This window comes from Mordavella massiliensis (assembly GCF_016902415.1).
Lineage (GTDB): Bacteria > Bacillota > Clostridia > Lachnospirales > Lachnospiraceae > Merdimonas > Merdimonas faecigallinarum.
Map to the genome: position 1 here is coordinate 41174 of NZ_JACJLV010000013.1, position 22176 is coordinate 63349.

A 22176-nucleotide genomic window follows, 5' to 3' on the forward strand; every position below is an offset into this window, starting at 1 on the left:
AAGCAGGAGGGGTAACAGTGAAAAAATTATTGAAAAAGAATCAGATCATTATCGCGGTGCTGGCAGTGATGATCGCGGCAGCAGGATATCTGAATTATTCCGGGCGGATCTTTCCGGCCGGAAACGATACGGAAGAAGCAAATGCCGATCTGGCAAGCCAGGAACTTCTGGATATTTCGGAAGAAGACGTGACGGCATCCGGGGAAGACATTGAAAGTCAGGACAGTGACGCCGGGGAGCCGGCGGAGGATGGAACTGTGGAAGGAACGCCCGGAGAGGCGGTGCTGACCAGCGCCCAGGCAGGAAATATCGTGGCGGAGGCAAAGGTGACCAGAGAGCAGGTGCGGGCGCAGAACAAAGAATCTCTGCTGGAGATTATCGACAATGAACATTTAAGCGATGAGCAGAAGCAGGATGCCGTCAGTCAGATGGTGACAATGACAGACTATGCGGAAAAAGAAGCGGCGGCAGAAACCCTTCTTGCTTCCAAAGGATTTACAGATGCCGTCGTAAGCATGACCGCCGATTCTGCGGATGTGGTGATCGGGCAGGCGGAACTTGATGATGCCAGTCTGGCGCAGATCGAAGACATTGTGACAAGAAAAACCGGCGTGCCGGCACAGAACGTGGTGATCACCCCGGTCAGCGCCCAGACAGAATAGAGAAAATCTATTTGAGGATTCCGGCCTTGTATGATATACTGACTAATAGCGCATTGGCGCGGATATCATAGAATATCATAGATTAGGAGTGTTATCATATATGTCAGAGATCAAGGAGGAAGTAAAGGAGCAGATCGCAAAAAGAAGGACTTTTGCGATCATCTCACACCCGGATGCAGGAAAGACTACACTGACAGAAAAGTTTCTTCTGTACGGAGGAGCCATCAATCAGGCGGGAAGCGTAAAAGGCAAGGCCACAGCCAGACATGCGGTGTCTGACTGGATGGAGATTGAAAAGGAACGAGGCATTTCCGTCACTTCATCGGTTCTGCAGTTTAATTACGGCGGATACTGTATCAATATCCTGGATACCCCCGGCCATCAGGACTTTTCGGAGGATACGTACCGTACCCTGATGGCCGCGGATTCAGCGGTCATGGTCATTGACGCGTCAAAAGGTGTGGAGGCCCAGACGCGGAAGCTTTTTAAGGTATGTACCATGAGACATATCCCGATTTTTACCTTTATCAACAAGATGGACCGGGAAGCCATGGATACGTTCGAACTGCTGGATGATATCGAGCAGGAACTGGGGATCGCCACCTGTCCCATTAACTGGCCCATTGGTTCGGGAAAAGAGTTCAGGGGTGTGTACGACCGGGCCGAAAAGCAGGTGGAGATCTTCTCCGGCACACAGAAGGGAACCACACAGGGAGAAGTGAAAAAAGTCTCCATCAATGATCCGGAAATCTCCTGGCTGATCTCGGATTCTCAGAAGCTGCAGCTGGAGGAAGAGATTGAGCTGCAGGATGGAGCAGGAGCGCCTTTTGATCAGGAGCTGGTCAGCAAAGGAGAATTGTCGCCGGTATTTTTTGGATCCGCTCTGACCAATTTCGGCGTGGAGACATTTCTCCAGCATTTCCTGAAGATGACCACATCCCCGCTTCCGCGGATGTCGGACGCCGGACCCATCGATCCCATGGTGGAGCCGGACTTTTCTGCGTTTGTTTTTAAGATCCAGGCAAATATGAATAAAGCCCACAGAGACCGTATCGCGTTTATGCGGATCTGTTCCGGCGAGTTTGAGGCAGGCATGGACGTATGGCATATGCAGGGAGGAAAGAAGGTCCGCCTGTCCCAGCCGCAGCAGCTGATGGCCAGTGAGCGGAAAATGATCAGCAAAGCGTATGGCGGAGATATCATCGGTGTATTTGATCCGGGCATCTTTTCAATCGGAGATACGCTGACCGCATCAGCCAACCGGTTCTCTTATGAAGGGATCCCGACGTTTGCACCGGAACATTTCGCAAGGGTGCGCCAGGTAGACACCATGAAGCGCAAGCAGTTTATCAAAGGGATCAATCAGATCGCACAGGAGGGAGCCATCCAGATCTTCCAGGAATTTAATACCGGAATGGAAGAGATCATTGTCGGCGTGGTAGGAGTCCTGCAGTTTGACGTGCTCAAGTACAGACTGGAAAATGAGTATAATGTGGAAATACGCATGGACAGCCTTCCCTATGAGTACATCCGCTGGATCGAAAGCAGTAAGACAGAGGTGGACAAGATCACAGGAACTTCGGATATGAAGAAGGTCAAGGATCTCAAAGGCCGTCCGCTCTTATTGTTTGTGAACGAGTGGAGCATCCGGATGACGGTTGAGCGGAACGAAGGGCTGGTCCTTTCGGAATTCGGACGGTAAAACTCATACTAGGCAAATCCGGATTAATTTGTTATAATAAATAGAAGTGTTAGACCAGACAGGAGGGTTTCCAAAATGAGTAAAGAGGAAAGAAACACATATACGATCCAGGCGGATGAGAGTCTGGGCGAAGTAAAGATCGCAGATGAAGTGGTAGCAATGATCGCAGGACTTGCGGCGATGGAGGTAGAAGGTGTTGCTTCTATGGCCGGCAACGCGACCAGAGAGCTGATCAGCAAGCTGGGAATGAAGTCGCTTTCCAAGGGCGTGAAGGTAGACGTGCTGGAAGGCGTGGTGACCGTATCCCTGTCTCTGAATCTGAAATACGGCTACAGCATCAAAGATATCACCACAAAGGTACAGGAGAAGGTAAAAGCAGCCATTGAAAACATGACAGGTCTTGAGGTGGCAGATGTGAATATCCGTGTGGCCGGCGTGGACGTTCCGGAGGAAGATTAAGTGAAAAGATCAGAATTACGGGAACACATCTTTAAACTCCTGTTTGGCGTTGAATTCCGGGAGGACGCGGATTTTACAGAGCAGACCGGGACTTATGTCCGGGAGATCGAAGGAGCCGATGAAAAGGAACAGGAGTATATTCAGACAAAGGTACAAAGAATAGCAGACCGGATCCAGGAGATCGACGAGCTGATCAACACACATACCAAGGGATGGAAGACCAGCCGTATGAACAAGGTGGATCTTACGATCTTAAGGCTGGCCGTTTATGAGATGAAATGGGATGATTCTGTGCCGGTGGGCGTTGCTATCAATGAAGCCGTGGAACTTGCAAAAAAATACAGCAGCGACGACGGCCCTGCATTTGTCAACGGCGTACTTGCGAAGCTTGCGGACTGATCAGAGGTAAACCATGACAAAAAATGTATATACGGTAAAGCAGGTAAATGCTTACATTAAGAATATGTTCACCCAGGATTTTATGCTGAACCGCATTTATGTGAAGGGTGAGGTTTCCAATTGCAAGTACCACACATCAGGACATATATATTTTTCGTTAAAGGACGAGTCCGGAACGATTGCCTGCGTTATGTTTGCGGGGCAGCGGAGCGGGCTCGCTTTTCGTATGAGTGAAGGGCAGCAGGTGATCGTCTTCGGCTCGGTAAGCGTCTATGAAAGAAGCGGGTCCTATCAGCTTTATGCCAGAGAGATCCGCCTGGACGGAGAGGGACAGCTGTTCGAGCGTTTTCAGGAACTGAAGCGCAGGCTGGAAGAGATGGGGATGTTTGCGCCGGAGTACAAACAGCCGATCCCCCGCTATGTGAAGAAGGTAGGCGTGGTGACGGCTCCTACCGGTGCGGCCGTCCGGGATATCATGAATATTTCCGCAAGGCGTAATCCTTATGTACAGCTGATCCTGTATCCTGCCAAAGTACAGGGAGAAGGAGCTGCGGAAAGTATTGTCCGGGGAATCCATATGCTTGGACAGACGGATGTGGATGTGATCATCGTCGGACGAGGGGGCGGCTCTATGGAGGATCTCTGGGCATTTAACGAGGAAATCGTCGCAAGGGCGATCTTTGAATGCCAGATCCCGGTTATCTCGGCAGTGGGTCATGAGACGGATACAACGATCTCCGATTATGCGGCGGATCTGCGGGCGCCGACTCCTTCTGCGGCAGCCGAGCTGGCGGTATACGATGTCAGACAGGTGCAGTCTTATCTGGAAGAGACATCCCTGAAGCTTAGGAAGCTGCTTGGTCAGGAACTGAAGGTAAACCGGATGCGCCTTCACCAGTACTGGACGCGTATGAAGGTGCGGCATCCAAGGCAGAGGCTTCTGGATCAACAGCAAAGAGCGGCTGATTATGAAGACCGTCTGCGGGCCGGGATGGAGGACAGGCTTTTGAAGGCAAGGCACCGGCTTGCTCTTTATATCGAGAAAGTGAAAGCTCTTTCTCCCCTGGAGAAGCTGAATCATGGGTATGCCTATGTGCAGGACGAACGGGGCAGGAGTGTGCGGAGTATATCCGGGATCTGTAAAGGAGAGAATCTCTCTGTCTATGTGACAGATGGTGTGATCTGCGCAGAAGTCAGAGAAGTCAAGGAGGAAAAGCATGGATAAAGCTGAAAAAAAGGAATCTCTGGAAGAGATGTTTACCGCTCTGGACGAGACAGTGACAAAGATGGAGACAGAAGAACTTTCCCTGGAGGATTCCTTTACACTCTATCATAAAGGTATGGAACTGTTAAAAAAATGCAATGAGGCAATTGACCAGGTAGAAAAAAAGATGCTGGTCCTGGATGAAGAAGGAGATACGCATGAGTTTGAATTGTGATTTCAAAGAACAGATGAATCAGAAAGTCCATTTAGTGGAAGAGATCCTGCAGGAGTATCTTCCCAGACAGAAGGGACGCCAGAGCATCATTATGGAGGCTATGTGTTACAGTCTCATGGCCGGAGGAAAGCGGCTCAGACCGCTTCTGATGAGCGAGACCTTCCGTCTGTTTCCCGGAAAATCCCGTGCGCTCCATCCATTTATGGCTGCAATTGAGATGATCCATACGTACTCCCTGGTCCATGATGATCTTCCGGCCATGGATAATGATGAATACCGGCGGGGCAGAAAAACCACCCATGTGGTATATGGAGAAGATATGGGGATCCTTGCGGGAGACGCGCTTTTAAATTATGCCTTTGAAACGGCGTTCCGGGCTTTTGTCCTGGATCCGGAGGACAGCCTGACCATCGGACGCGCCTTGTCAGTGCTGGGAGAGAAGGCCGGAATCTACGGAATGATCGGCGGACAGGTGATCGATGTAAAAGAGACCGGGCATGCGGTTTCCAAAGAGGTTCTGGATACCATATATAAGCTGAAAACAGCGGCGCTGATTGAGGCAGCCATGATGATCGGGGCCATCCTTGGCGGCGCGTCAGAAGAAGAAGTAAAGAAGACAGAGCAGATTGCCTGCAATGTAGGCATCGCATTCCAGATCCAGGACGATATTCTGGATGTGACGAGTACCAGCGAGGTGCTGGGAAAGCCGGTACACAGTGATGAAAAGAATGAAAAAACAACCTATGTGACACTGATGGGAGTCGAAGAGGCCGGAAGAAAAGTACAGGAACTTTCCGACGAGGCAGTATCCCTGCTTCATCAGCTTCCGGGAGAACATGAGTTTCTGGAGCAGCTGCTTCTTGCGCTGATCCACAGAGACAGATAGAAAGAGGGCTGTCTTATGGTATTAGATAAGATACAGAAGGAAAATGATATCAAGAAACTGTCAGAAGAAGAATTAGAAATACTGCCGGGTGAGATCCGTAAGTTTCTGCTGGAAAAGGTCAGTGTGACCGGAGGCCATCTGGCTTCCAATCTGGGAGTGGTAGAACTGACCATGGCGATGCATCTGGTGTTTGACCTTCCAAAAGACAAGCTGATCTGGGATGTGGGGCATCAGTCATACACACATAAGCTGCTGACCGGACGCAGGGAGGGATTTGAGGATCTGCGTAAATTCGGCGGTATGAGCGGTTTCCCCAAACGCAAGGAGAGCCCCTGCGACGCCTTTGATACGGGACACAGTTCTACTTCTATTTCTGCAGGTCTTGGCTATGTGCATGCCAGAGATATTAAAGGGGAAGACTATCATGTCGTGTCGGTGATCGGCGATGGGGCCATGACCGGCGGCATGGCTTATGAGGCGCTGAATAATGCGGCTTCCCTGAAAACTAATTTTATCATGATCTTAAATGACAACCACATGTCTATTTCCGAAAATGTGGGAGGCATGTCGGCTTACCTTGCAAGGCTGAGGACAGCGGATATTTATACCGGCCTGAAAAAAGGAGTGACAAGCGCGCTTCACACCGTGCCGCTGGTAGGAGATCACATGATCAGCCAGATCCGCAAGACCAAGAGCAGCATCAAACAGCTGGTGGTGCCGGGCATGTTCTTTGAAGATATGGGGATCACTTATCTGGGACCGATCCCAGGCCACAACCTTTCGCTTTTATGCCGCGCGCTCCGGGAGGCGGCCAGGGTGGATGGGCCGGTGCTGGTCCATGTGATGACGCAAAAAGGAAAAGGATACGGCCCTGCGGAAGAGCAGCCGGATAAGTTCCACGGCGTCGGCCCGTTCCAGGTACAGACGGGTGAGATAAAAGAAGAAAAGAAAAAAGATACGTATACCGATGTGTTTGGGAAAGTGCTGTGCGACTGCGCGGCGAAAAATGATAAGATCGCTGCGATCACGGCTGCCATGGCAGACGGAACAGGGCTCAAACGATTCGCCAGACGATATCCTGACCGGTTCTTTGACGTGGGAATTGCAGAAGGACATGCAGTCACATTTGCGGCCGGACTGGCTGCAGGAGGCTTAAAACCGGTATTTGCAGTGTATTCTTCCTTCCTGCAAAGAGGGTATGATCAGATCATCCATGATGTGGCGCTTCAGAATCTGCCGGTGGTATTTGCAGTGGACCGGGCCGGACTGGTGGGAAGCGATGGAGAGACCCATCAGGGGATCTTTGACCTGTCTTATCTGGGAAGCATCCCCAACATGACAGTCCTGTCGCCCAAGCATAAATGGGAGCTGGCCGATATGCTCCGCTTTGCGCTTTGTCACGACGGCCCTGTCGCGATCCGGTATCCCAGAGGCGCGGCCCTGGATCAGTACCAGGAATACCGGGCGCCTGTGGAATATGGAAAAAGTGAAATGATCGTCCGTGAAAAAGGGATCGCGCTTGTCAGCATCGGCCATATGTTTGAAGAAGCCGAAGAGGTAAGAAGAAGGCTGAAAGAAAAAGGATACGACTGTACCCTTGTAAACGGCAGATTTGTAAAGCCCATTGATCAGGAGATGATCCGGGAACTGAGTAAAACCCACGACTGGATCGTTACACTGGAAGAAAACGTGGAGACGGGAGGATATGGGCAGCAGGTACAGACCTTTGTGTGCCAGGAAAATCTTCCGGTCCGGGTACTTATTATCGCGCTTCCTGACGCGTATATTGAACACGGAAATGTATCGATCCTCCGGAAAGAGGCAGGCATTGATGCAGATTCCGTAGTAAAAAAGATTGAGAGAACCATCTGCTAAAGACAGGAGAGAACATGAAAGAACGATTGGATGTATTACTGGTCAGACGGAATCTTGCCGCATCAAGAGAAAAGGCAAAAGCGATCATTATGTCAGGCAATGTATTTGTAGACGGCCAGAGAGAAGATAAAGCAGGCACAACATTTCCGGAGGAAGTGCAGATTGAAGTAAGAGGGCATACGCTTCCCTATGTCAGCAGAGGCGGTCTGAAGCTGGAAAAGGCTCTGAAGCATTTTGACGTCAGCGTAGAAGGAAAGGTCTGTACAGACGTAGGTTCTTCTACCGGCGGATTTACGGACTGCATGCTGCAAAACGGCGCCAGAAAGGTGTATGCCATCGATGTGGGCAGAGGACAGCTGGACTGGAAACTCAGGCAGGATCCAAGGGTTGTCTGTATGGAAAAAACGAATATCCGGTATGTCACGCCGGAAGATCTGGGAGAATCGGTGGAATTCTCTTCCATTGATGTTTCCTTTATTTCTCTTACGAAGGTACTGCAGCCGATCCGGAACTATCTGAGTGAGGACGGAGAGATCGTTGCTCTTATCAAGCCGCAGTTTGAAGCGGGAAGAGAAAAGGTCGGAAAAAAAGGCGTGGTACGGGAAAAAAGCACGCACCTGGAGGTCATTGCCAAAGTGATCGATTATGCGGTTTCCATCGGCTTTTTTGTACAGGAACTGGAGTTTTCTCCGATCAAAGGACCGGAAGGAAATATTGAATACCTGGTACATCTGAAGAAGACGGAATGTCCGGGATCACTGATCGATGAGAAGAAACAGGCGGAAATTGTAGATCTTGCATTTGATACACTAGCAAAATAACAGAAGGATCAGAAACTATGGACCATTTTTTGATTGTAACAAACGACGGAAAAGATATTGACCACAGCGTGACTGCAAAGGTGCGCAGATTACTGGAAGAAAAAGGGAAAACTTGCACTCTTTGCCATAAGGATGAAAAGAAAATGATCATCCGGGAGTCTATACCGCCTGAACTGGACTGCGCCATCGTGATCGGCGGCGACGGCAGTCTGATCGAGGTGGCAAGAGTGCTCTGGAAGCGGGATGTGCCGGTTCTGGGGATCAATATGGGGACGCTTGGCTATCTGACAGAGGTTGAAGTCACGCATATTGAAGAGGCGGTCACGCAGATCGCGGAAGGCAGATACGAGCTGGAAAACCGCATGATGCTGGAAGGCGTTTTTGAAGGACAGAAAGAAGATGTGGCTTTGAATGATATCGTTGTGTGCAGGAAAGGAGAGCCCCATGTGATCCATTTCCGGCTGTATGTCAACGGGGCGCTTCTCAATTCCTATGAGGCGGACGGGATCATTATCTCTACGCCTACCGGTTCTACAGCCTATAACCTGTCGGCCGGCGGCCCGATCGTGGAACCCACCGCAGAATTGATCGTGATCACGCCAATCTGTTCCCACGCACTGAATACCAGCAGCATCGTGCTCTCTCCGGAGGACGAGATCACAGTGGAGATTGGCATGGGACGCAATGAAATGGAAGAAGAGGTGTCTGTCAGCTTTGACGGGGCAGATACGAGAACCCTGAAAACAGGAGAATGGGTGAAGATCCGCAGGGCGAAAGCTTCTACAAAGTTTGTCAAGCTGAGCAGAGTCAGCTTTCTGGAAACACTCCGCAGAAAAATGAGGGGGAATTAATGCATTAATGCAAAGGGGATAAAGACATGAAAGTAAACAGACATGCAAAAATCATCGAACTGATCAACAAATATCATATCGAGACCCAGGAGGAACTGGCGGATTATCTGAATCAGGAAGGCTTTACGGTGACCCAGGCAACCGTTTCCAGAGATATCCGGGATCTGAAGCTGACGAAGATCCCTTCTGAGAATGGCAAGCAGCGATACGCTCTTCATCAGACTTCGGGATCAGGCATGAGTGAGAAGTATATCCGGGTGCTGAAGGACGGCTATGTATCCATGGATATGGCCCAGAACATCCTGGTGATCAAAACGGTGGCCGGGATGGCTATGGCAGTGGCTGCTGCCCTGGACGCAATGAAATGGAATGAAGTGGTGGGCTGTATCGCAGGAGACGACACGATCCTGTGCGCGATCCGCAGTACAGAGGACACGGTAAAGGTCATGGATAAGATCGGAAGGATTGTATTGTAGGAGGAAGGATGTTACAGAATTTACATGTCAAAAATCTGGCCCTGATCGATGAGATCGAGGTGGAATTTCAGGACGGACTGAATATCCTGACCGGAGAAACCGGCGCGGGGAAGTCGATCATCCTCGGATCGGTAAATCTTGCCCTGGGAGCCAGATATCACAAAGATATCCTGAGGCCGGGCGCAGAATACGGATTTGTAGAAATTACGTTCCATCTGGAAAACGAACGGCAGAAGCAAAGATTAAGGGAACTGGATATCTATCCGGAAGAGGGAATGGTAACGCTTTCCAGACGTCTGATGCAGGGAAAAAGCGTCAGCAGGATCAATGGCGAGACTGTCACAACCGGGCTTCTTAAGGAGGCGGCCTCGATCCTGATCGATATTCACGGACAACATGAACACCAGTCGCTTTTGTATAAGAAGAATCATCTGGATCTTACAGATGCCTATGCCAAAGATCTGATCAAGGACGAGAAGGAACGGACGGCAAAGGCTTATCAGGAATACCGGTCCTGTCAGAAAAAGCTTGCAGAGTCGCAGAGCGATGAGTCCCAGCGGGCAAAGGAACTGGATTTCCTCCGGTTTGAGGTCCGGGAGATCCGGGAGGCCGGATTAAAACCCGGCGAAGACGAAGAACTGGAAACCCTGTACCGTAAAATGACGAATGCCAGGAGAATTTCCGATGGCATAGAGGAGGCCTATGCTTATACCAGCGCCGGCAGCGGCAATGCCAGCGACGCATTAAGCCGTGCCATCCGATCCCTTTCAGATACGGCTTCTTTGGATGAGAGAGCCGGAGAACTTTATGAACAGCTTTCAGAAATTGACAGTCTGCTTAACGACTTCAACCGGGAACTGGCAGAATACGGGAAATCCTGTGAATTTTCCGAAGAGGAGTTTGCCGCTGCAGAGAGCCGGTTAAATGAGATCAATCATCTGAAGACAAAATACGGCAACCGGATCGAAGAGATTCTTGCCTATTGTGAGAAACAGGAAGAGAGGATTGGAGAACTGGAAAATTATGACCAGTATGTGGAAGATCTCCGGGCCGCTCTTCGGAATGCAGAAGAAGAATTAAAAGATGCATCCTCCAGGCTGTCCGGGATTCGAAAGGAACAGGCGGCGCGGATGCAGCAGGAGATTGAACAGGGATTAAGGGAACTGAATTTTGAAAAGGTCCAGTTTGAGATCTGTTTTTCACAGACACCGGATTATACGGCGCAGGGAACGGATGACATAGAGTTCAGGATCTCCATGAATCCGGGACAGCCGGCAAGACCGCTTGCGGAAGTGGCATCCGGCGGAGAACTGTCCAGGATCATGCTGGCGATCAAGACGGTGATGGCAAAGAAGGATGATATTGAGACATTGATCTTTGACGAGATCGATGTGGGGATCAGCGGAAGGACGGCCCAGAAAGTCTCTGAAAAGATGGCTTTGATCGGCGGAGTGCATCAGGTGATCTGTATCACGCACCTGGCCCAGATCGCGGCGATGGCGGATCATCATTACCGGATCGAGAAAAAAGTGGAAGCCGGGGACACCCGTACACAGATCAGTCTGCTTTCGGATAAAGAGGCAGAGGAAGAACTTGCAAGGATCCTGGGAGGCGCGCAGATTACTGATACGGTGATGAAAAGCGCCGCAGAAATGAAAAGTCTTGCTAAGGAGAAAAAAAACAGTCTCAGGAGCACCGGTTAAAATCAGAAAAACGTCACATAATAAGATAGATGTCGAGACAGGCATCTATCTTTTTTATGTGAGGGAAGAGATATGAGAAAATACTGGTATCGAAGAATTTTAATTATGGCGGTGGTTTTTTCTGTGGCGGTCGGCGGAAGTTACTATTTGATCCGGAACCGGCAGGAGGAACTAAAGCAGGAAGTAAACGCCGGGACAGCAGGCAGCGGACTTGTGATCCCTGGCGGCATGCCGATCGGGATTTATCTGGAGACAGACGGAGTGATGGTCCTTGGTACACAGGCCGTTCCCGGGACCGGCGGGATCGAAAAAGAGCCGGCAAGGAATCTGGTTTCGGCAGGAGACTATATTACTGCGATCAATGGAACAAAGATCCGCAAGAAAACAGAACTGATTGAGGCGGTGAATCAGCTGGATCAGGAAGACGTGGTCCTTGACATTGAACGGGATGGCAGTGAAACCAAAGTCCGGTTCCAGGCAGTGGCGGATGACGACGGGGATTACAAACTCGGCATCTGGGTGCGGGATAATGCACAGGGACTTGGAACCATCACATTTCTGAATGCAGACAGTCAGTTTGGCGCACTGGGACACGGCATCCATGATGTAGATACCAGCCAGCTTCTCAAGACGTCGAAAGGAACCGTCTATTCCACCAGTATAAAGGATGTACAGAAAGGCACCAGTGGAAATCCGGGCGGAATGGAAGGGATCATTGTCTACAACAATTATAATGTACTGGGGAGTATTTCTAAAAATACAGAAGAAGGGATTTACGGAAAGATTGACCGGATCGATGCTCTTTTTGGGGATCAGACGCCGATGGAGACAGCCGTAAGAGATGAGATCAGGGAAGGGCCGGCAGTGATCCGCTGCGCGGTGGAGGGGGATGTAAAAGAATATGAGATTCGTATTACAAAAGTTGACAGACATGCCCAGGAAGTGAACAAAGGGCTGGAGATTGAAGTGACAGATGAAAGACTTCTTAAGGCAGCAGGCGGGATCGTCCAGGGAATGAGCGGAAGCCCCATCATCCAGAACGGGAAACTAATCGGAGCGGTCACGCATGTCTTTGTAAAAGACTCTTCCAGGGGGTATGGGATCTTCATCGAAAACATGCTGAAAAATGTCGATTCCCCATAATCCTGTCGAGAATTGTTCCTGTTTTCCGACAGCAATTTCTTGCCTTGCCAGCTTTCGAATTATATAATTTATCTCGACGGTTTTCTGTAAGGAGAAGGAGGCATAAGGCAAAATGAGCGAGATAAGCGTGGCAATCGCCGACGACAACGAGCGAATACTGGATCTGCTTGGCGAAATCGTTGAAAATGACAGAGAGCTTCATTTGGTCGGTAAAGCAAATAACGGTGAGGATGCATACCGCATCATCCGCGAAAAACAGCCGGATGTAGTGCTTTTAGATCTGATCATGCCAAAAATGGACGGGCTTAGCGTCATGGAGACGGTGAACCGGGATAAAGATCTGAAAAAACAGCCTGGATTTATTGTGATCACAGCAGTGGGACAGGAGAGAATTACAGAAGATGCCTTCAAAAACGGAGCAAGTTACTATATCATGAAACCTTTTCAAAATGATATGATCGTAAGCAGGATCAAGATGGCGGGAAAACCGGCGCATACAGGAAGTGCGGATTCAGGGGCTTCCTTCGCCGCGCAGGCGGCTGCCCCGGGGATCAGCCTGGAGACCAGGGTCACAGATATGATCCATGAGATCGGGATACCCGCCCATATTAAGGGATATCATTATCTGAGGGACGCGATCATGATGGCAGTAGAGGATATGGATGTGCTGAATGCGGTCACCAAGGTATTGTATCCGACAGTGGCAAAGATGCATCAGACTACGGCAAGCCGGGTGGAACGGGCGATCCGGCACGCCATCGAAGTGGCCTGGAGCCGGGGAAAGCTGGATACACTGGACCATTTGTTTGGGTATACGGTCAGTAACGGAAAAGGAAAACCGACGAATTCGGAATTTATTGCGCTGATCGCAGATACGATCCGGTTAGAAACGAAAAACTAATGCTTTTCTTCTGATAAAAAATAGGATATAATAGATGTATATCGCGAGGTTGGGAGGAAAAGCCATGAAAAAAATACTATTTGCAGCTTCTGAATCAGTACCTTTTATTAAGACAGGAGGGTTGGCAGACGTTGTCGGTTCCCTTCCGAAGTATTTTGATAAAGAAAAGTATGATGTTCGGGTCATGCTGCCAAAATATATGTGCATGAAGCAGGAATGGAAGGATAAACTGACATACCGCACGCATTTTTACATGGATCTGAACTGGAGAAAACAGTATGTAGGGATCCTGGAACTGGAATATGATGGAATTCTGTTTTATTTCATCGACAATGAATATTATTTCAATGGTTTTGCGCCATATGGAGAGATGTATGCAGATATTGAAAAATTTGCGTTTTTCTCCAAGGCGGTTTTAAGTTCCCTGCCGCTGATCGATTTCCGGCCGGACATCATCCACTGTCACGACTGGCAGACCGGACTGATCCCGGTATTCCTTGACAACTTCCGCTATGGCAATGAATATTACAGGGGGATCAAGACCATTATGACGATCCATAACCTGAAGTTCCAGGGCACCTGGGATACCAAGCGGGTGAGAGATATCACCGGACTTCCCCAGTATTATTTTGTTCCGGATAAACTGGAAGCATACAAGGACGCCAATTACCTGAAGGGCGGTATGGTTTATGCAGACCGCATCACGACAGTGAGCAATACTTACGCGGAAGAGATCAAGATGCCGTTCTACGGAGAGAAGCTGGACGGTCTTATGAACGCCCGCGCCAACTGTCTGTCCGGTATTGTCAACGGTATTGATTATGACGACTATAATCCGGAGACAGACAGATTTATTGAAAAGAACTATACAGTAGAGAATTTCCGCAAAGAGAAGATCAAGAATAAACTGGCTCTGCAGAAAGAACTGAATCTGGATCAGGATAATAAGGTTATGATGATCGGTATTGTATCCAGACTGACGGACCAGAAGGGATTTGACCTGGTGGCCTACGTAATGGACGAGTTGTGTCAGGATGCAGTGCAGATCGTGGCGCTGGGAACCGGAGAAGAACAGTATGAAAATATGTTCCGCCATTTTGCATGGAAATATCCCGGAAAGGTTTCCGCAAATATCTATTATTCCGAGGCGATGTCTCATAAGATCTATGCGGGCAGTGATGCGTTCCTTATGCCGTCGCTGTTTGAACCCTGCGGATTAAGCCAGCTTATGAGCCTGCGGTATGGTACCGTTCCGATCGTAAGAGAGACCGGCGGACTGAAAGATACGGTAGAGCCTTATAATGAATATGAAAAGACAGGCACCGGATTCAGCTTCATGAATTACAATGCCCATGAGATGCTTGGAACGGTACGCTATGCGGAACGCATTTTCTATGACAAGAAGAGAGACTGGAACAAGATTGTAGAAAGAGGCATGAAAAAGGATTTCTCGTGGAAGAATTCCGCGAAACAGTACGAAGAACTGTATGATAATATGTAGACCCCGATTCAGAGGAGTACTAGGATGAGAATAAGTGAGATATTAAAGAGCAGGGAGCCGCATATCTCTTTTGAGATATTCCCGCCGAAAACAGACGCAGGATTTGAGAGCGTGATCCATGCCGCAGACCAGATCGCGGAGCTTCGCCCGTCCTATATCAGTGTGACATACGGAGCCGGAGGAGGCACCAGCAAGAATACGGTGAAGATCGCCTCCCATATCAAGCATAATAAGAATGTGACCAGCCTGGCCCATCTGACCTGTGTGTCTTCTACCAAAGACATGGTACATAAGGTGATCGATGAGCTGAAAGAACAGGGGATTGAAAATGTGCTTGCGCTCCGGGGAGATATTCCGCAGGATTCAGAGTTTCCGCTGCCGAATCATTACCGGTATGCCAGTGAACTGATCGAGGATATCAGGAGCAGAGGAGATTTCTGTATCGGCGCGGCCTGCTATCCGGAAGGCCATGTGGAAACCGAGCATAAAGCGGATGATATCCTGAATCTGAAGCATAAAGTAGATTGCGGTGTGGATTTTCTGACAACACAGATGTTTTTTGATAACAGCATTCTTTACAATTTTCTGTATCGGATCCGGGAGAAGGGGATCACGGTTCCGGTAGTGCCGGGGATTATGCCGGTAACCAGTGCAAAGCAGATCAAACGGATCGGATTTTTGTCAGGAACGATGCTTCCGCAGCGTTTCCTTGCAGTGGTAGACCGGTTCGGGGATGACCCGGAAGCCATGAAGCAGGCAGGCATTGCTTATGCTACGGACCAGATCATTGATCTTTTTGCCAATGGAGTGAACCATGTCCATGTTTATTCTATGAATAAGCCGGAAGTGGCAGAAGCTATCATGAAAAATCTTTCACAGATCGTGAAAGCATAAGGATACTCGTATGGATAAAAGAACAGGAGAGGCTGTTCGTTATTTGGGGTATGGAAACCATGCGGTAGATGAGGATACGCTTGGCCTGATCGAAGCTTCCTTTTCGGAACTTTCGGAGACGGCAAAGAAACGAATCGTCTATCGCATTTTTGAATTACAGACTCCGGATGACGAACAGGTCATCATTGGCAATTATCTGGTGAAAAGCAGGAATCTGGCCAGGAATCTGCAGGGATGTGAAAAAGTGGTCCTTTTAGGGGCTACGCTCGGTGCAGGCGTAGATCTTCTGCTTCGCCGCTACGCACTGACAGAAGTTGCAAGAGCGGCCGTTATGCAGGCGTGTGCAGCTGCCGATCTGGAGGAATATCTGGATGAATGGCAGGAAGGATTTAAAAAGAAGATGGCAAAAGAGGGATGGTATCTGCGACCCAGATTCAGTCCCGGATACGGTGATTTTTCCATTCTCTGCCAGGAGCAGATCCTTCGGATGCTGGACGCGGCAAAACGAATCGGACTTACTATGACGGACAGCTATATGCTGACGCCGACCAAATCAGTGACTGCGCTGATCGGTCTTGGCAGGGAAAACACCTTGTGCGGCAAAGGCGGCTGTGAAGAATGTGAAAAGACAGACTGTGTTTATCGGAGGAGCACATAGATGCTGAAAGAACGATTAGGAAAAGAAGTATTATATTTTGACGGTGGGATGGGTACCCTTCTTCAGGAAAAAGGACTGCAGGCCGGAGAGCTTCCGGAGATCTGGAACCTTACGCATATGGAAGAAGTGATCGAGATCCACCGGGATTATTTTGAAGCCGGAAGTGATATCGTACTGACGAACACTTTCGGCGCAAATGCGTTGAAATTCCAGGATTCAGAATACGAACTGGAGGATATTGTAACCGCAGCCGTGATTCATGTAAAAGAAGCGGCTTATCTTGGAGTCCATGATGACAGGGAGGTCTATACCGCTCTGGATATCGGCCCGACAGGAAAGCTGTTAAAGCCGATGGGGGATCTGGATTTTGAAGACGCATACCAGGCATTTGCCCAGGTGATGCGCTGGGGCGAGGCAGCTGGAGCGGATCTGATCCATATTGAGACCATGAGCGATACCTATGAGATGAAAGCCGCTGTGCTGGCTGCAAAGGAGCAGACGTCTCTACCGGTATTTGCCACGATGATCTTTGATGAGAAAGGAAGACTTCTGACCGGCGCGGACGTGCGTTCCGCCATGGCTATGCTGGAAGGACTTGGCGTGGATGCGCTTGGCATCAACTGCGGTCTGGGACCGGAGCAGATGCTGCCCATTTTTCAGGAAATTGTCAGCCATACCTCCCTTCCCGTGATCGTAAAGCCCAACGCCGGACTTCCCAAACAGAAGGATGGAGCGGTTTACTATGATGTGACGCCAAAAGAGTTTGTCCGTGTGATGGAAAAGATCGTGGACGGCGGAGCTGCTGTGATCGGCGGATGCTGCGGGACCACGCCGGGACATATCCGGAACATGACGGAGAGTTTCGGACGGCGGGCGGTAAAAAAGGTGGATCATAAAGAAGAGACGGTCGTATCGTCCTATGGGGCCGCAGTCGTTCTTGACGACTGTCCGGTGGTCATCGGAGAGAGGATCAATCCGACAGGAAAGAAGCGGTTGAAACAGGCGCTGAAGGAGCAGGACTTTGACTACATCTTAAAAGAAGGAATCCGCCAGCAGGAACTGGGCGCTCAGATCCTGGATGTTAATGTGGGACTGCCGGATATCGATGAAACGGCGATGATGCGGGAGGCTGTATCGAGACTGCAGAGTATTACCAGCCTTCCTTTGCAGATCGACACGGTGGACCCGGAGGCGCTGGAATCTGCCATGCGGATCTACAACGGGAAGCCGATGGTAAATTCTGTAAGCGGCAAGCAGGAATCTATGGATCAGGTATTTCCTCTGGTGAAAAAATACGGGGGAGTCGTGGTCGGTCTTACTCTGGATGAGTCCGGGATTCCGGATACAGCAGAGGGACGGATCCGGATCGCCGGGAAAATTATAAAAGAGGCAGAAAAATACGGGATCAGAAAGAAGGATCTGGTGATCGATGTACTGACCATGACAGTAAGTTCTGATCCGGGCAGTGCCCGTGTTACACTGGATGCGCTGCGTGGCGTCAAAGAAAAATTTGGAGTTGCGACCGTGCTGGGCGTATCGAACATTTCCTTTGGACTGCCGAACCGGGCGGCGCTCAATGCGAATTTTTATACCATGGCTCTGGAGGCAGGGCTTGACGCAGGGATCATCAATCCGGCGTCGGAAGATATGATGTGTTCTTACCGTTCTTTCCTTGCCCTGACCGGACAGGATCCTAATTTTGAAGGATACATCGGCCAGTATGGCGGAACGGAAGCCTCGGAGACAGGGAAGAAACATCCGGAAACTTCCGGGGAAATGCCGCTTGAGGCAGCCATTGAAAAAGGGATGAAAAAGGAAGCAGCCTGGGCGGCCGAACAGCTTTTGAAAGAGCAGGATTCCCTTTCCATTATTAACAGGTATCTGATCCCGGCTCTTGACAGAGTGGGAAAAGGATTTGAAAAAGGGACGGTATTTCTTCCCCAGCTTCTGATGAGCGCCGATGCGGCAAAGCAGGCATTTTCCGTATTAAAAGAAGCCATGCCCGCGCAGGAAGAGGGAGAAAAAGACCGGCCAAAGGTCATTCTTGCCACTGTGAAAGGCGACATTCACGATATCGGGAAGAATATCGTAAAAGTGCTGCTGGAAAATTACAGTTTTGACGTACTGGATCTGGGGAAAGATGTTCCCCCGGAGGACATTTTGAAAAAAGCTGTGGATGAGGATGTAAAGCTTGTAGGCTTAAGCGCTCTGATGACCACCACCGTAGCCAGCATGGAAGAGACGATCCGCCTGCTGCGCCGGGAGAAGCCGGACTGCAGGGTGATGGTAGGCGGCGCGGTTTTGAATCAGGAATATGCGGATATGATCGGAGCGGATTTCTATGGGAAAGACGCTATGCAGTCCGTGTATTATGCGCAGGAAATTTTTCATCAGATATAACTTACAACAAGGAGGAGACAGACATGGGATTAGTATTACCAAATGCATATGATCCGCGTATGGATGTGCGGACCACACAGGAAGCGATCAAGTATATCCGGGACACCTTTCAGAAGGAACTGGGAAAAGAAATGAACCTGGAGAGGATCTCCGCGCCTCTGTTCGTGGCAAAAAGCAGCGGCCTCAATGACGATCTGAACGGCGTGGAGCGCCCGGTGCAGTTTGATATGGCGGCCATCGAAGGAGAAACCATGGAAGTGGTGCATTCTCTGGCAAAATGGAAAAGAATGGCTCTCCATGAATATGGATTTCAGCCTGGAGAAGGTCTGTATACCAATATGAACGCGATCCGGAGAGATGAAGAGCTTGACAACCTTCATTCCTGCTATGTGGACCAGTGGGACTGGGAAAAGGTGATCACAAAAGAAGAGCGCACAGAGGAAAAGTTGAAAGAAACGGTGAAAACGCTGTTTAAGATCATCAAACATATGGAGCATGAGGTATGGTATAAGTATCCGCAGGCTGTGAAACGGCTTCCGGAAAATGTGGTCTTTATCACCACACAGGAACTGGAAGACCGGTATCCCAACCATACGCCCAAAGAAAGAGAAAATCTGATCACCAAAGAATACGGCTGTGTATTTCTGATGAAGATCGGCGATAAGTTAAAGAGCGGAAAACCCCACGACGGGCGGGCACCGGACTATGATGACTGGGAGCTGAACGGAGATATCCTGTTCTGGTATGATACGCTTGGATGCGCGCTGGAGATCTCCAGTATGGGAATCCGCGTAGACGAAAAATCCCTGGAAGAACAGTTGAAAAAAGCAGGCTGCGAGGATCGTAAAAACCTGCCTTATCACAAGATGCTGTTAAACGGGGAACTCCCGTATACTATTGGCGGCGGCATCGGCCAGTCCAGACTGTGCATGCTGCTTCTGGACAGAGCCCATATCGGCGAGGTACAGGCAAGCATCTGGCCGGAAGAGATGCGGGAAACCTGCAAAAAACACCATATCATTTTGCTGTAAAACAGGGTAAAATACATAGAGACAGGACAGCCTGTCCATAGTATGAGTATAAAAACAAGATAAAGGAGAGCATACGATGGTAAGAGGTTTGGATACCACAGTAAGAAAATTAAGAAGGAAGGTCTTTGAAGAGGTCGCAAGACTTGGTTTCCGCGCCAATGAGGAAAACTTTGCAGAGACACTCAATGACGAAGTAGAGGCGATCCCCTACCGGATGGTCAATGATGAAAAACGGTACCGGGAAAGCGTATACCGGGCGCGTGCGGTCTTAAGCGAAAGGCTGAGACTTGCCATGGGACTTTCTCTGCGACCGGAGGATAAGCCGGTCCATCTGACAGCAGGAATGGAGGCAAGCAATATTTCTGATAAATATTACGAGCCGCCGCTGATGCAGGTGATCCCGTCAGCCTGTGAGGCCTGCGAGGAAAAGGGCTACGAAGTCAGCAATATGTGTAAAGGATGTCTGGCTCATCCCTGTATGGAAGTCTGCCCAAAAGGAGCGATTTCCATGGTAAAGGGGAAATCCTATATTGATCAGTCCAAATGTATCAAGTGCGGAAAGTGTAAATCTGTCTGCCCATATGACGCCATCGCAAAGAAGGAGCGCCCCTGCGCCCAGGCCTGCGGAGTCGGCGCCATCACTTCCGATAAGATGGGACGGGCTTATGTGGATCCGGACAAATGTGTGTCTTGTGGAATGTGTATGGTAAACTGCCCCTTTGGCGCTATTTCTGATAAGTCTCAGATCTTCCAGCTTGCAAGAGCCTTGAGCGAAGGAGAGGAAATTGTTGCGGAGATCGCTCCTGCATTTTACGGGCAGTTTGGAGATAATATCACCCCCAGGAACCTGAAAGCCGCTCTGGAGGAAATGGGCTTTTCCGCGTTCTATGAAGTAGCCCTTGGCGCAGATATCGGCGCGATCGCGGAAGCGCACCACTATGTGGAAAAGGTAACCACAGGGGAACTTCCCTTCCTTCTGACTTCCTGCTGCCCCTCCTGGGCGATGCTGGCAAAGAAATACTTCCCGGATCTGGTGGATGAGGTGTCTCAGGAACTGACGCCTATGGTGGCGACAGCCCGCACCATCAAGCAGCAGCATCCCAATGCCAAGGTGGTATTCATCGGACCCTGCGCCGCAAAGAAACTGGAAGCCATGAGAAGAACCGTCCGCAGCGACGTGGACTTTGTCATTACTTTTGAAGAACTGCAGGCGATGTTTGACGCCAAAGAGATCGACCTGACCAAGTACGAGGCAGAATCCTCCTTCCATGACGCGACCGGAGCCGGAAGAGGCTATGCGGTGGCCGGCGGCGTGGCGGAAGCCATCGACAAATGTATCCGCGAGTATTATCCGGATGTGGAAGTGAACATTGAGCACGCAGAAGGACTGTCGGAGTGTAAGAAAGTACTGGCTCTTGCCAAGGCAGGCAAAATGAACGGCTGCCTCATTGAAGGCATGGGTTGCCCCGGCGGCTGTGTGGCCGGCGCGGGAACCAATATTCCGGTTGCCAAGGCTCAGAAGAAGATCAAGGACTTTGTGAAAGCGTCCTCCAGACAGATTCCGCCCAAAGAGCTGGAAGAGATCGAACTGGATTAATCCACATACTCTGGCAATAGAATAAAGTAAGACTTCAGGAGAAATCCCGGTTGTCCTAAAAATCATTTTGGGACAACCGGGATTTCTTTGTCTAATATTCGCGAAATTTACATGGCCTTTCACGACACAAAAAACAGGTTGCACCGCAAAAGAGTATTGCTATTACGGAAGCGTGATAGCGTATGCTTTCTGTATGCGGAGAAAGGAAAGGCCGTAATGAAAAAGACAAGTATTATGTGGCGGCGCAAAATTTAGAACCCAATACGGAAATAAAATACACATTCCAAAAAGATGCAGAAGGGAATGATGAGAATGGGCTGATTTCCAGTCAGACAGTGGAGGAAATATTACTCTATGTGAAAGAAGTCGGAAACACAGACGATACGGAAATATCGCTGACTCCAATCCAAACAGCTCCGGATGCATATACATATTATATCAGGGATTATGTTGGGAGAAATCTGGAGGAATGCGGATATTTGTCTTTAGCCGGAGACTTCCGGGATGCTTACGGCGCGGAAACTGTTAAGTTTGTGCTGATTCCGGACGACGGGAGCTATATTGATCCCACAGATGAAGAGCAACTAAAAAAATACAAAGTTACAGAACAAAATATTGCTCCTAATACAGAAATAAACTTCACATTACAAAAAGACAGTAATGGAGAAGAATATGATAATCTTACCGAAAATCAGAATATAGAAGAAGTAGAACTACATCTGTCATTAGTGGAAGAGTAAGGGAAGAGGGCTGTTGCATAAGCAATGGTCCTTTTTGC

21 protein-coding genes are annotated in these 22176 nt (G+C 49.5%); all 21 read left to right on the plus strand.

The features are described from left to right. Positions 1-17 precede the first annotated feature (17 nt). Entirely contained in the window at positions 18-662 is a 645-nt protein-coding gene (locus tag H6A13_RS05665) for a SpoIIIAH-like family protein (RefSeq protein ID WP_204908640.1), read from the plus strand. Between the two features lie 100 nt (positions 663-762). Then, entirely contained in the window at positions 763-2364 is a 1602-nt protein-coding gene (locus H6A13_RS05670) for a peptide chain release factor 3 (RefSeq protein ID WP_204908641.1), read from the plus strand. Positions 2365-2439: 75 nt separating this feature from the next. Then, the gene (locus tag H6A13_RS05675; protein WP_204908642.1) at positions 2440-2823 is read left to right on the plus strand and encodes an Asp23/Gls24 family envelope stress response protein; all 384 of its coding nucleotides are present in this window, start codon (positions 2440-2442) and stop codon (positions 2821-2823) included. Then, complete coding sequence (gene nusB, locus H6A13_RS05680) at positions 2824-3222, plus strand: transcription antitermination factor NusB (protein ID WP_204908643.1); 399 nt, start codon at positions 2824-2826, stop codon at positions 3220-3222. Positions 3223-3235: 13 nt separating this feature from the next. After that, positions 3236-4447 (plus strand): exodeoxyribonuclease VII large subunit, encoded by a 1212-nt coding sequence (gene xseA, locus H6A13_RS05685; protein ID WP_204908644.1) that lies wholly within the window; start codon positions 3236-3238, stop codon positions 4445-4447. Next, positions 4440-4661, plus strand: a complete 222-nt coding sequence (gene xseB / locus H6A13_RS05690; RefSeq protein ID WP_204908645.1) for an exodeoxyribonuclease VII small subunit — start codon at positions 4440-4442, stop codon at positions 4659-4661. Before xseA ends, xseB begins: the two co-directional genes overlap by 8 nt. After that, positions 4645-5547, plus strand: a complete 903-nt coding sequence (locus H6A13_RS05695; RefSeq protein ID WP_204908646.1) for a polyprenyl synthetase family protein — start codon at positions 4645-4647, stop codon at positions 5545-5547. The genes xseB and H6A13_RS05695 overlap by 17 nt, the downstream gene beginning before the upstream one ends. A 15-nt stretch (positions 5548-5562) precedes the next feature. Further along, complete coding sequence (gene dxs, locus H6A13_RS05700) at positions 5563-7422, plus strand: 1-deoxy-D-xylulose-5-phosphate synthase (RefSeq protein ID WP_204908647.1); 1860 nt, start codon at positions 5563-5565, stop codon at positions 7420-7422. A gap of 14 nt (positions 7423-7436) precedes the next feature. Beyond that, a complete protein-coding gene (locus tag H6A13_RS05705; protein ID WP_204908648.1) occupies positions 7437-8243 on the plus strand; it encodes a TlyA family RNA methyltransferase in 807 nt (268 codons plus the stop codon). A 17-nt stretch (positions 8244-8260) separates the two neighbouring features. Then, positions 8261-9094, plus strand: a complete 834-nt coding sequence (locus tag H6A13_RS05710; protein ID WP_204908649.1) for an NAD(+)/NADH kinase — start codon at positions 8261-8263, stop codon at positions 9092-9094. A 26-nt stretch (positions 9095-9120) separates the two neighbouring features. Further along, on the plus strand, positions 9121-9570 hold the full coding sequence (gene argR / locus H6A13_RS05715) for an arginine repressor (RefSeq protein WP_204908650.1): 450 nt from the start codon (positions 9121-9123) through the stop codon (positions 9568-9570). Positions 9571-9578: 8 nt separating this feature from the next. Next, complete coding sequence (gene recN / locus H6A13_RS05720) at positions 9579-11273, plus strand: DNA repair protein RecN (protein WP_204908651.1); 1695 nt, start codon at positions 9579-9581, stop codon at positions 11271-11273. A 72-nt stretch (positions 11274-11345) separates the two neighbouring features. Next, the gene (gene spoIVB / locus H6A13_RS05725) at positions 11346-12416 is read left to right on the plus strand and encodes a SpoIVB peptidase (protein WP_204908652.1); all 1071 of its coding nucleotides are present in this window, start codon (positions 11346-11348) and stop codon (positions 12414-12416) included. A 112-nt stretch (positions 12417-12528) separates the two neighbouring features. After that, positions 12529-13317, plus strand: a complete 789-nt coding sequence (gene spo0A / locus H6A13_RS05730; RefSeq protein ID WP_204908653.1) for a sporulation transcription factor Spo0A — start codon at positions 12529-12531, stop codon at positions 13315-13317. 64 nt (positions 13318-13381) lie between these two features. Continuing rightward, positions 13382-14818: a glycogen synthase GlgA gene (glgA, locus tag H6A13_RS05735; RefSeq protein WP_204908654.1), complete on the plus strand. Its 1437-nt coding sequence runs from the start codon at positions 13382-13384 to the stop codon at positions 14816-14818. A 24-nt stretch (positions 14819-14842) separates the two neighbouring features. Further along, positions 14843-15712, plus strand: coding sequence for a methylenetetrahydrofolate reductase [NAD(P)H] (gene metF, locus H6A13_RS05740; protein WP_204908655.1), 870 nt, complete (start codon positions 14843-14845; stop codon positions 15710-15712). A gap of 10 nt (positions 15713-15722) precedes the next feature. Next, on the plus strand, positions 15723-16370 hold the full coding sequence (locus H6A13_RS05745) for a vitamin B12 dependent-methionine synthase activation domain-containing protein (RefSeq protein WP_204908656.1): 648 nt from the start codon (positions 15723-15725) through the stop codon (positions 16368-16370). Then, on the plus strand, positions 16371-18770 hold the full coding sequence (locus H6A13_RS05750) for a homocysteine S-methyltransferase family protein (RefSeq protein WP_204908657.1): 2400 nt from the start codon (positions 16371-16373) through the stop codon (positions 18768-18770). Positions 18771-18793: 23 nt separating this feature from the next. Continuing rightward, on the plus strand, positions 18794-19801 hold the full coding sequence (gene asnA / locus H6A13_RS05755; RefSeq protein ID WP_204908658.1) for an aspartate--ammonia ligase: 1008 nt from the start codon (positions 18794-18796) through the stop codon (positions 19799-19801). A 76-nt stretch (positions 19802-19877) separates the two neighbouring features. After that, complete coding sequence (locus tag H6A13_RS05760; RefSeq protein ID WP_204908659.1) at positions 19878-21398, plus strand: 4Fe-4S dicluster domain-containing protein; 1521 nt, start codon at positions 19878-19880, stop codon at positions 21396-21398. A 182-nt stretch (positions 21399-21580) separates the two neighbouring features. Next, the gene (locus H6A13_RS05765) at positions 21581-22138 is read left to right on the plus strand and encodes a hypothetical protein (RefSeq protein WP_204908660.1); all 558 of its coding nucleotides are present in this window, start codon (positions 21581-21583) and stop codon (positions 22136-22138) included. The last annotated feature ends 38 nt before the right edge of the window (positions 22139-22176 follow it).

Excerpts from the sequence above, each read along its gene's own strand:
- H6A13_RS05670 (WP_204908641.1), top strand. The coding sequence starts at position 763 with ATGTCAGAGATCAAGGAGGAAGTAAAGGAGCAGATCGCAAAAAGAAGG.
- glgA (WP_204908654.1), top strand. The coding sequence starts at position 13,382 with ATGAAAAAAATACTATTTGCAGCTTCTGAATCAGTACCTTTTATTAAG.
- asnA (WP_204908658.1), top strand. The coding sequence starts at position 18,794 with ATGGGATTAGTATTACCAAATGCATATGATCCGCGTATGGATGTGCGG.
- H6A13_RS05695 (WP_204908646.1), top strand. The coding sequence starts at position 4,645 with ATGAGTTTGAATTGTGATTTCAAAGAACAGATGAATCAGAAAGTCCAT.
- H6A13_RS05765 (WP_204908660.1), top strand. The coding sequence starts at position 21,581 with ATGCTTTCTGTATGCGGAGAAAGGAAAGGCCGTAATGAAAAAGACAAG.
- xseB (WP_204908645.1), top strand. The coding sequence starts at position 4,440 with ATGGATAAAGCTGAAAAAAAGGAATCTCTGGAAGAGATGTTTACCGCT.
- H6A13_RS05675 (WP_204908642.1), top strand. The coding sequence starts at position 2,440 with ATGAGTAAAGAGGAAAGAAACACATATACGATCCAGGCGGATGAGAGT.
- argR (WP_204908650.1), top strand. The coding sequence starts at position 9,121 with ATGAAAGTAAACAGACATGCAAAAATCATCGAACTGATCAACAAATAT.
- spoIVB (WP_204908652.1), top strand. The coding sequence starts at position 11,346 with ATGAGAAAATACTGGTATCGAAGAATTTTAATTATGGCGGTGGTTTTT.
- xseA (WP_204908644.1), top strand. The coding sequence starts at position 3,236 with ATGACAAAAAATGTATATACGGTAAAGCAGGTAAATGCTTACATTAAG.
- recN (WP_204908651.1), top strand. The coding sequence starts at position 9,579 with ATGTTACAGAATTTACATGTCAAAAATCTGGCCCTGATCGATGAGATC.
- H6A13_RS05705 (WP_204908648.1), top strand. The coding sequence starts at position 7,437 with ATGAAAGAACGATTGGATGTATTACTGGTCAGACGGAATCTTGCCGCA.
- H6A13_RS05745 (WP_204908656.1), top strand. The coding sequence starts at position 15,723 with ATGGATAAAAGAACAGGAGAGGCTGTTCGTTATTTGGGGTATGGAAAC.
- metF (WP_204908655.1), top strand. The coding sequence starts at position 14,843 with ATGAGAATAAGTGAGATATTAAAGAGCAGGGAGCCGCATATCTCTTTT.
- H6A13_RS05760 (WP_204908659.1), top strand. The coding sequence starts at position 19,878 with ATGGTAAGAGGTTTGGATACCACAGTAAGAAAATTAAGAAGGAAGGTC.
- H6A13_RS05710 (WP_204908649.1), top strand. The coding sequence starts at position 8,261 with ATGGACCATTTTTTGATTGTAACAAACGACGGAAAAGATATTGACCAC.
- spo0A (WP_204908653.1), top strand. The coding sequence starts at position 12,529 with ATGAGCGAGATAAGCGTGGCAATCGCCGACGACAACGAGCGAATACTG.
- H6A13_RS05750 (WP_204908657.1), top strand. The coding sequence starts at position 16,371 with ATGCTGAAAGAACGATTAGGAAAAGAAGTATTATATTTTGACGGTGGG.
- dxs (WP_204908647.1), top strand. The coding sequence starts at position 5,563 with ATGGTATTAGATAAGATACAGAAGGAAAATGATATCAAGAAACTGTCA.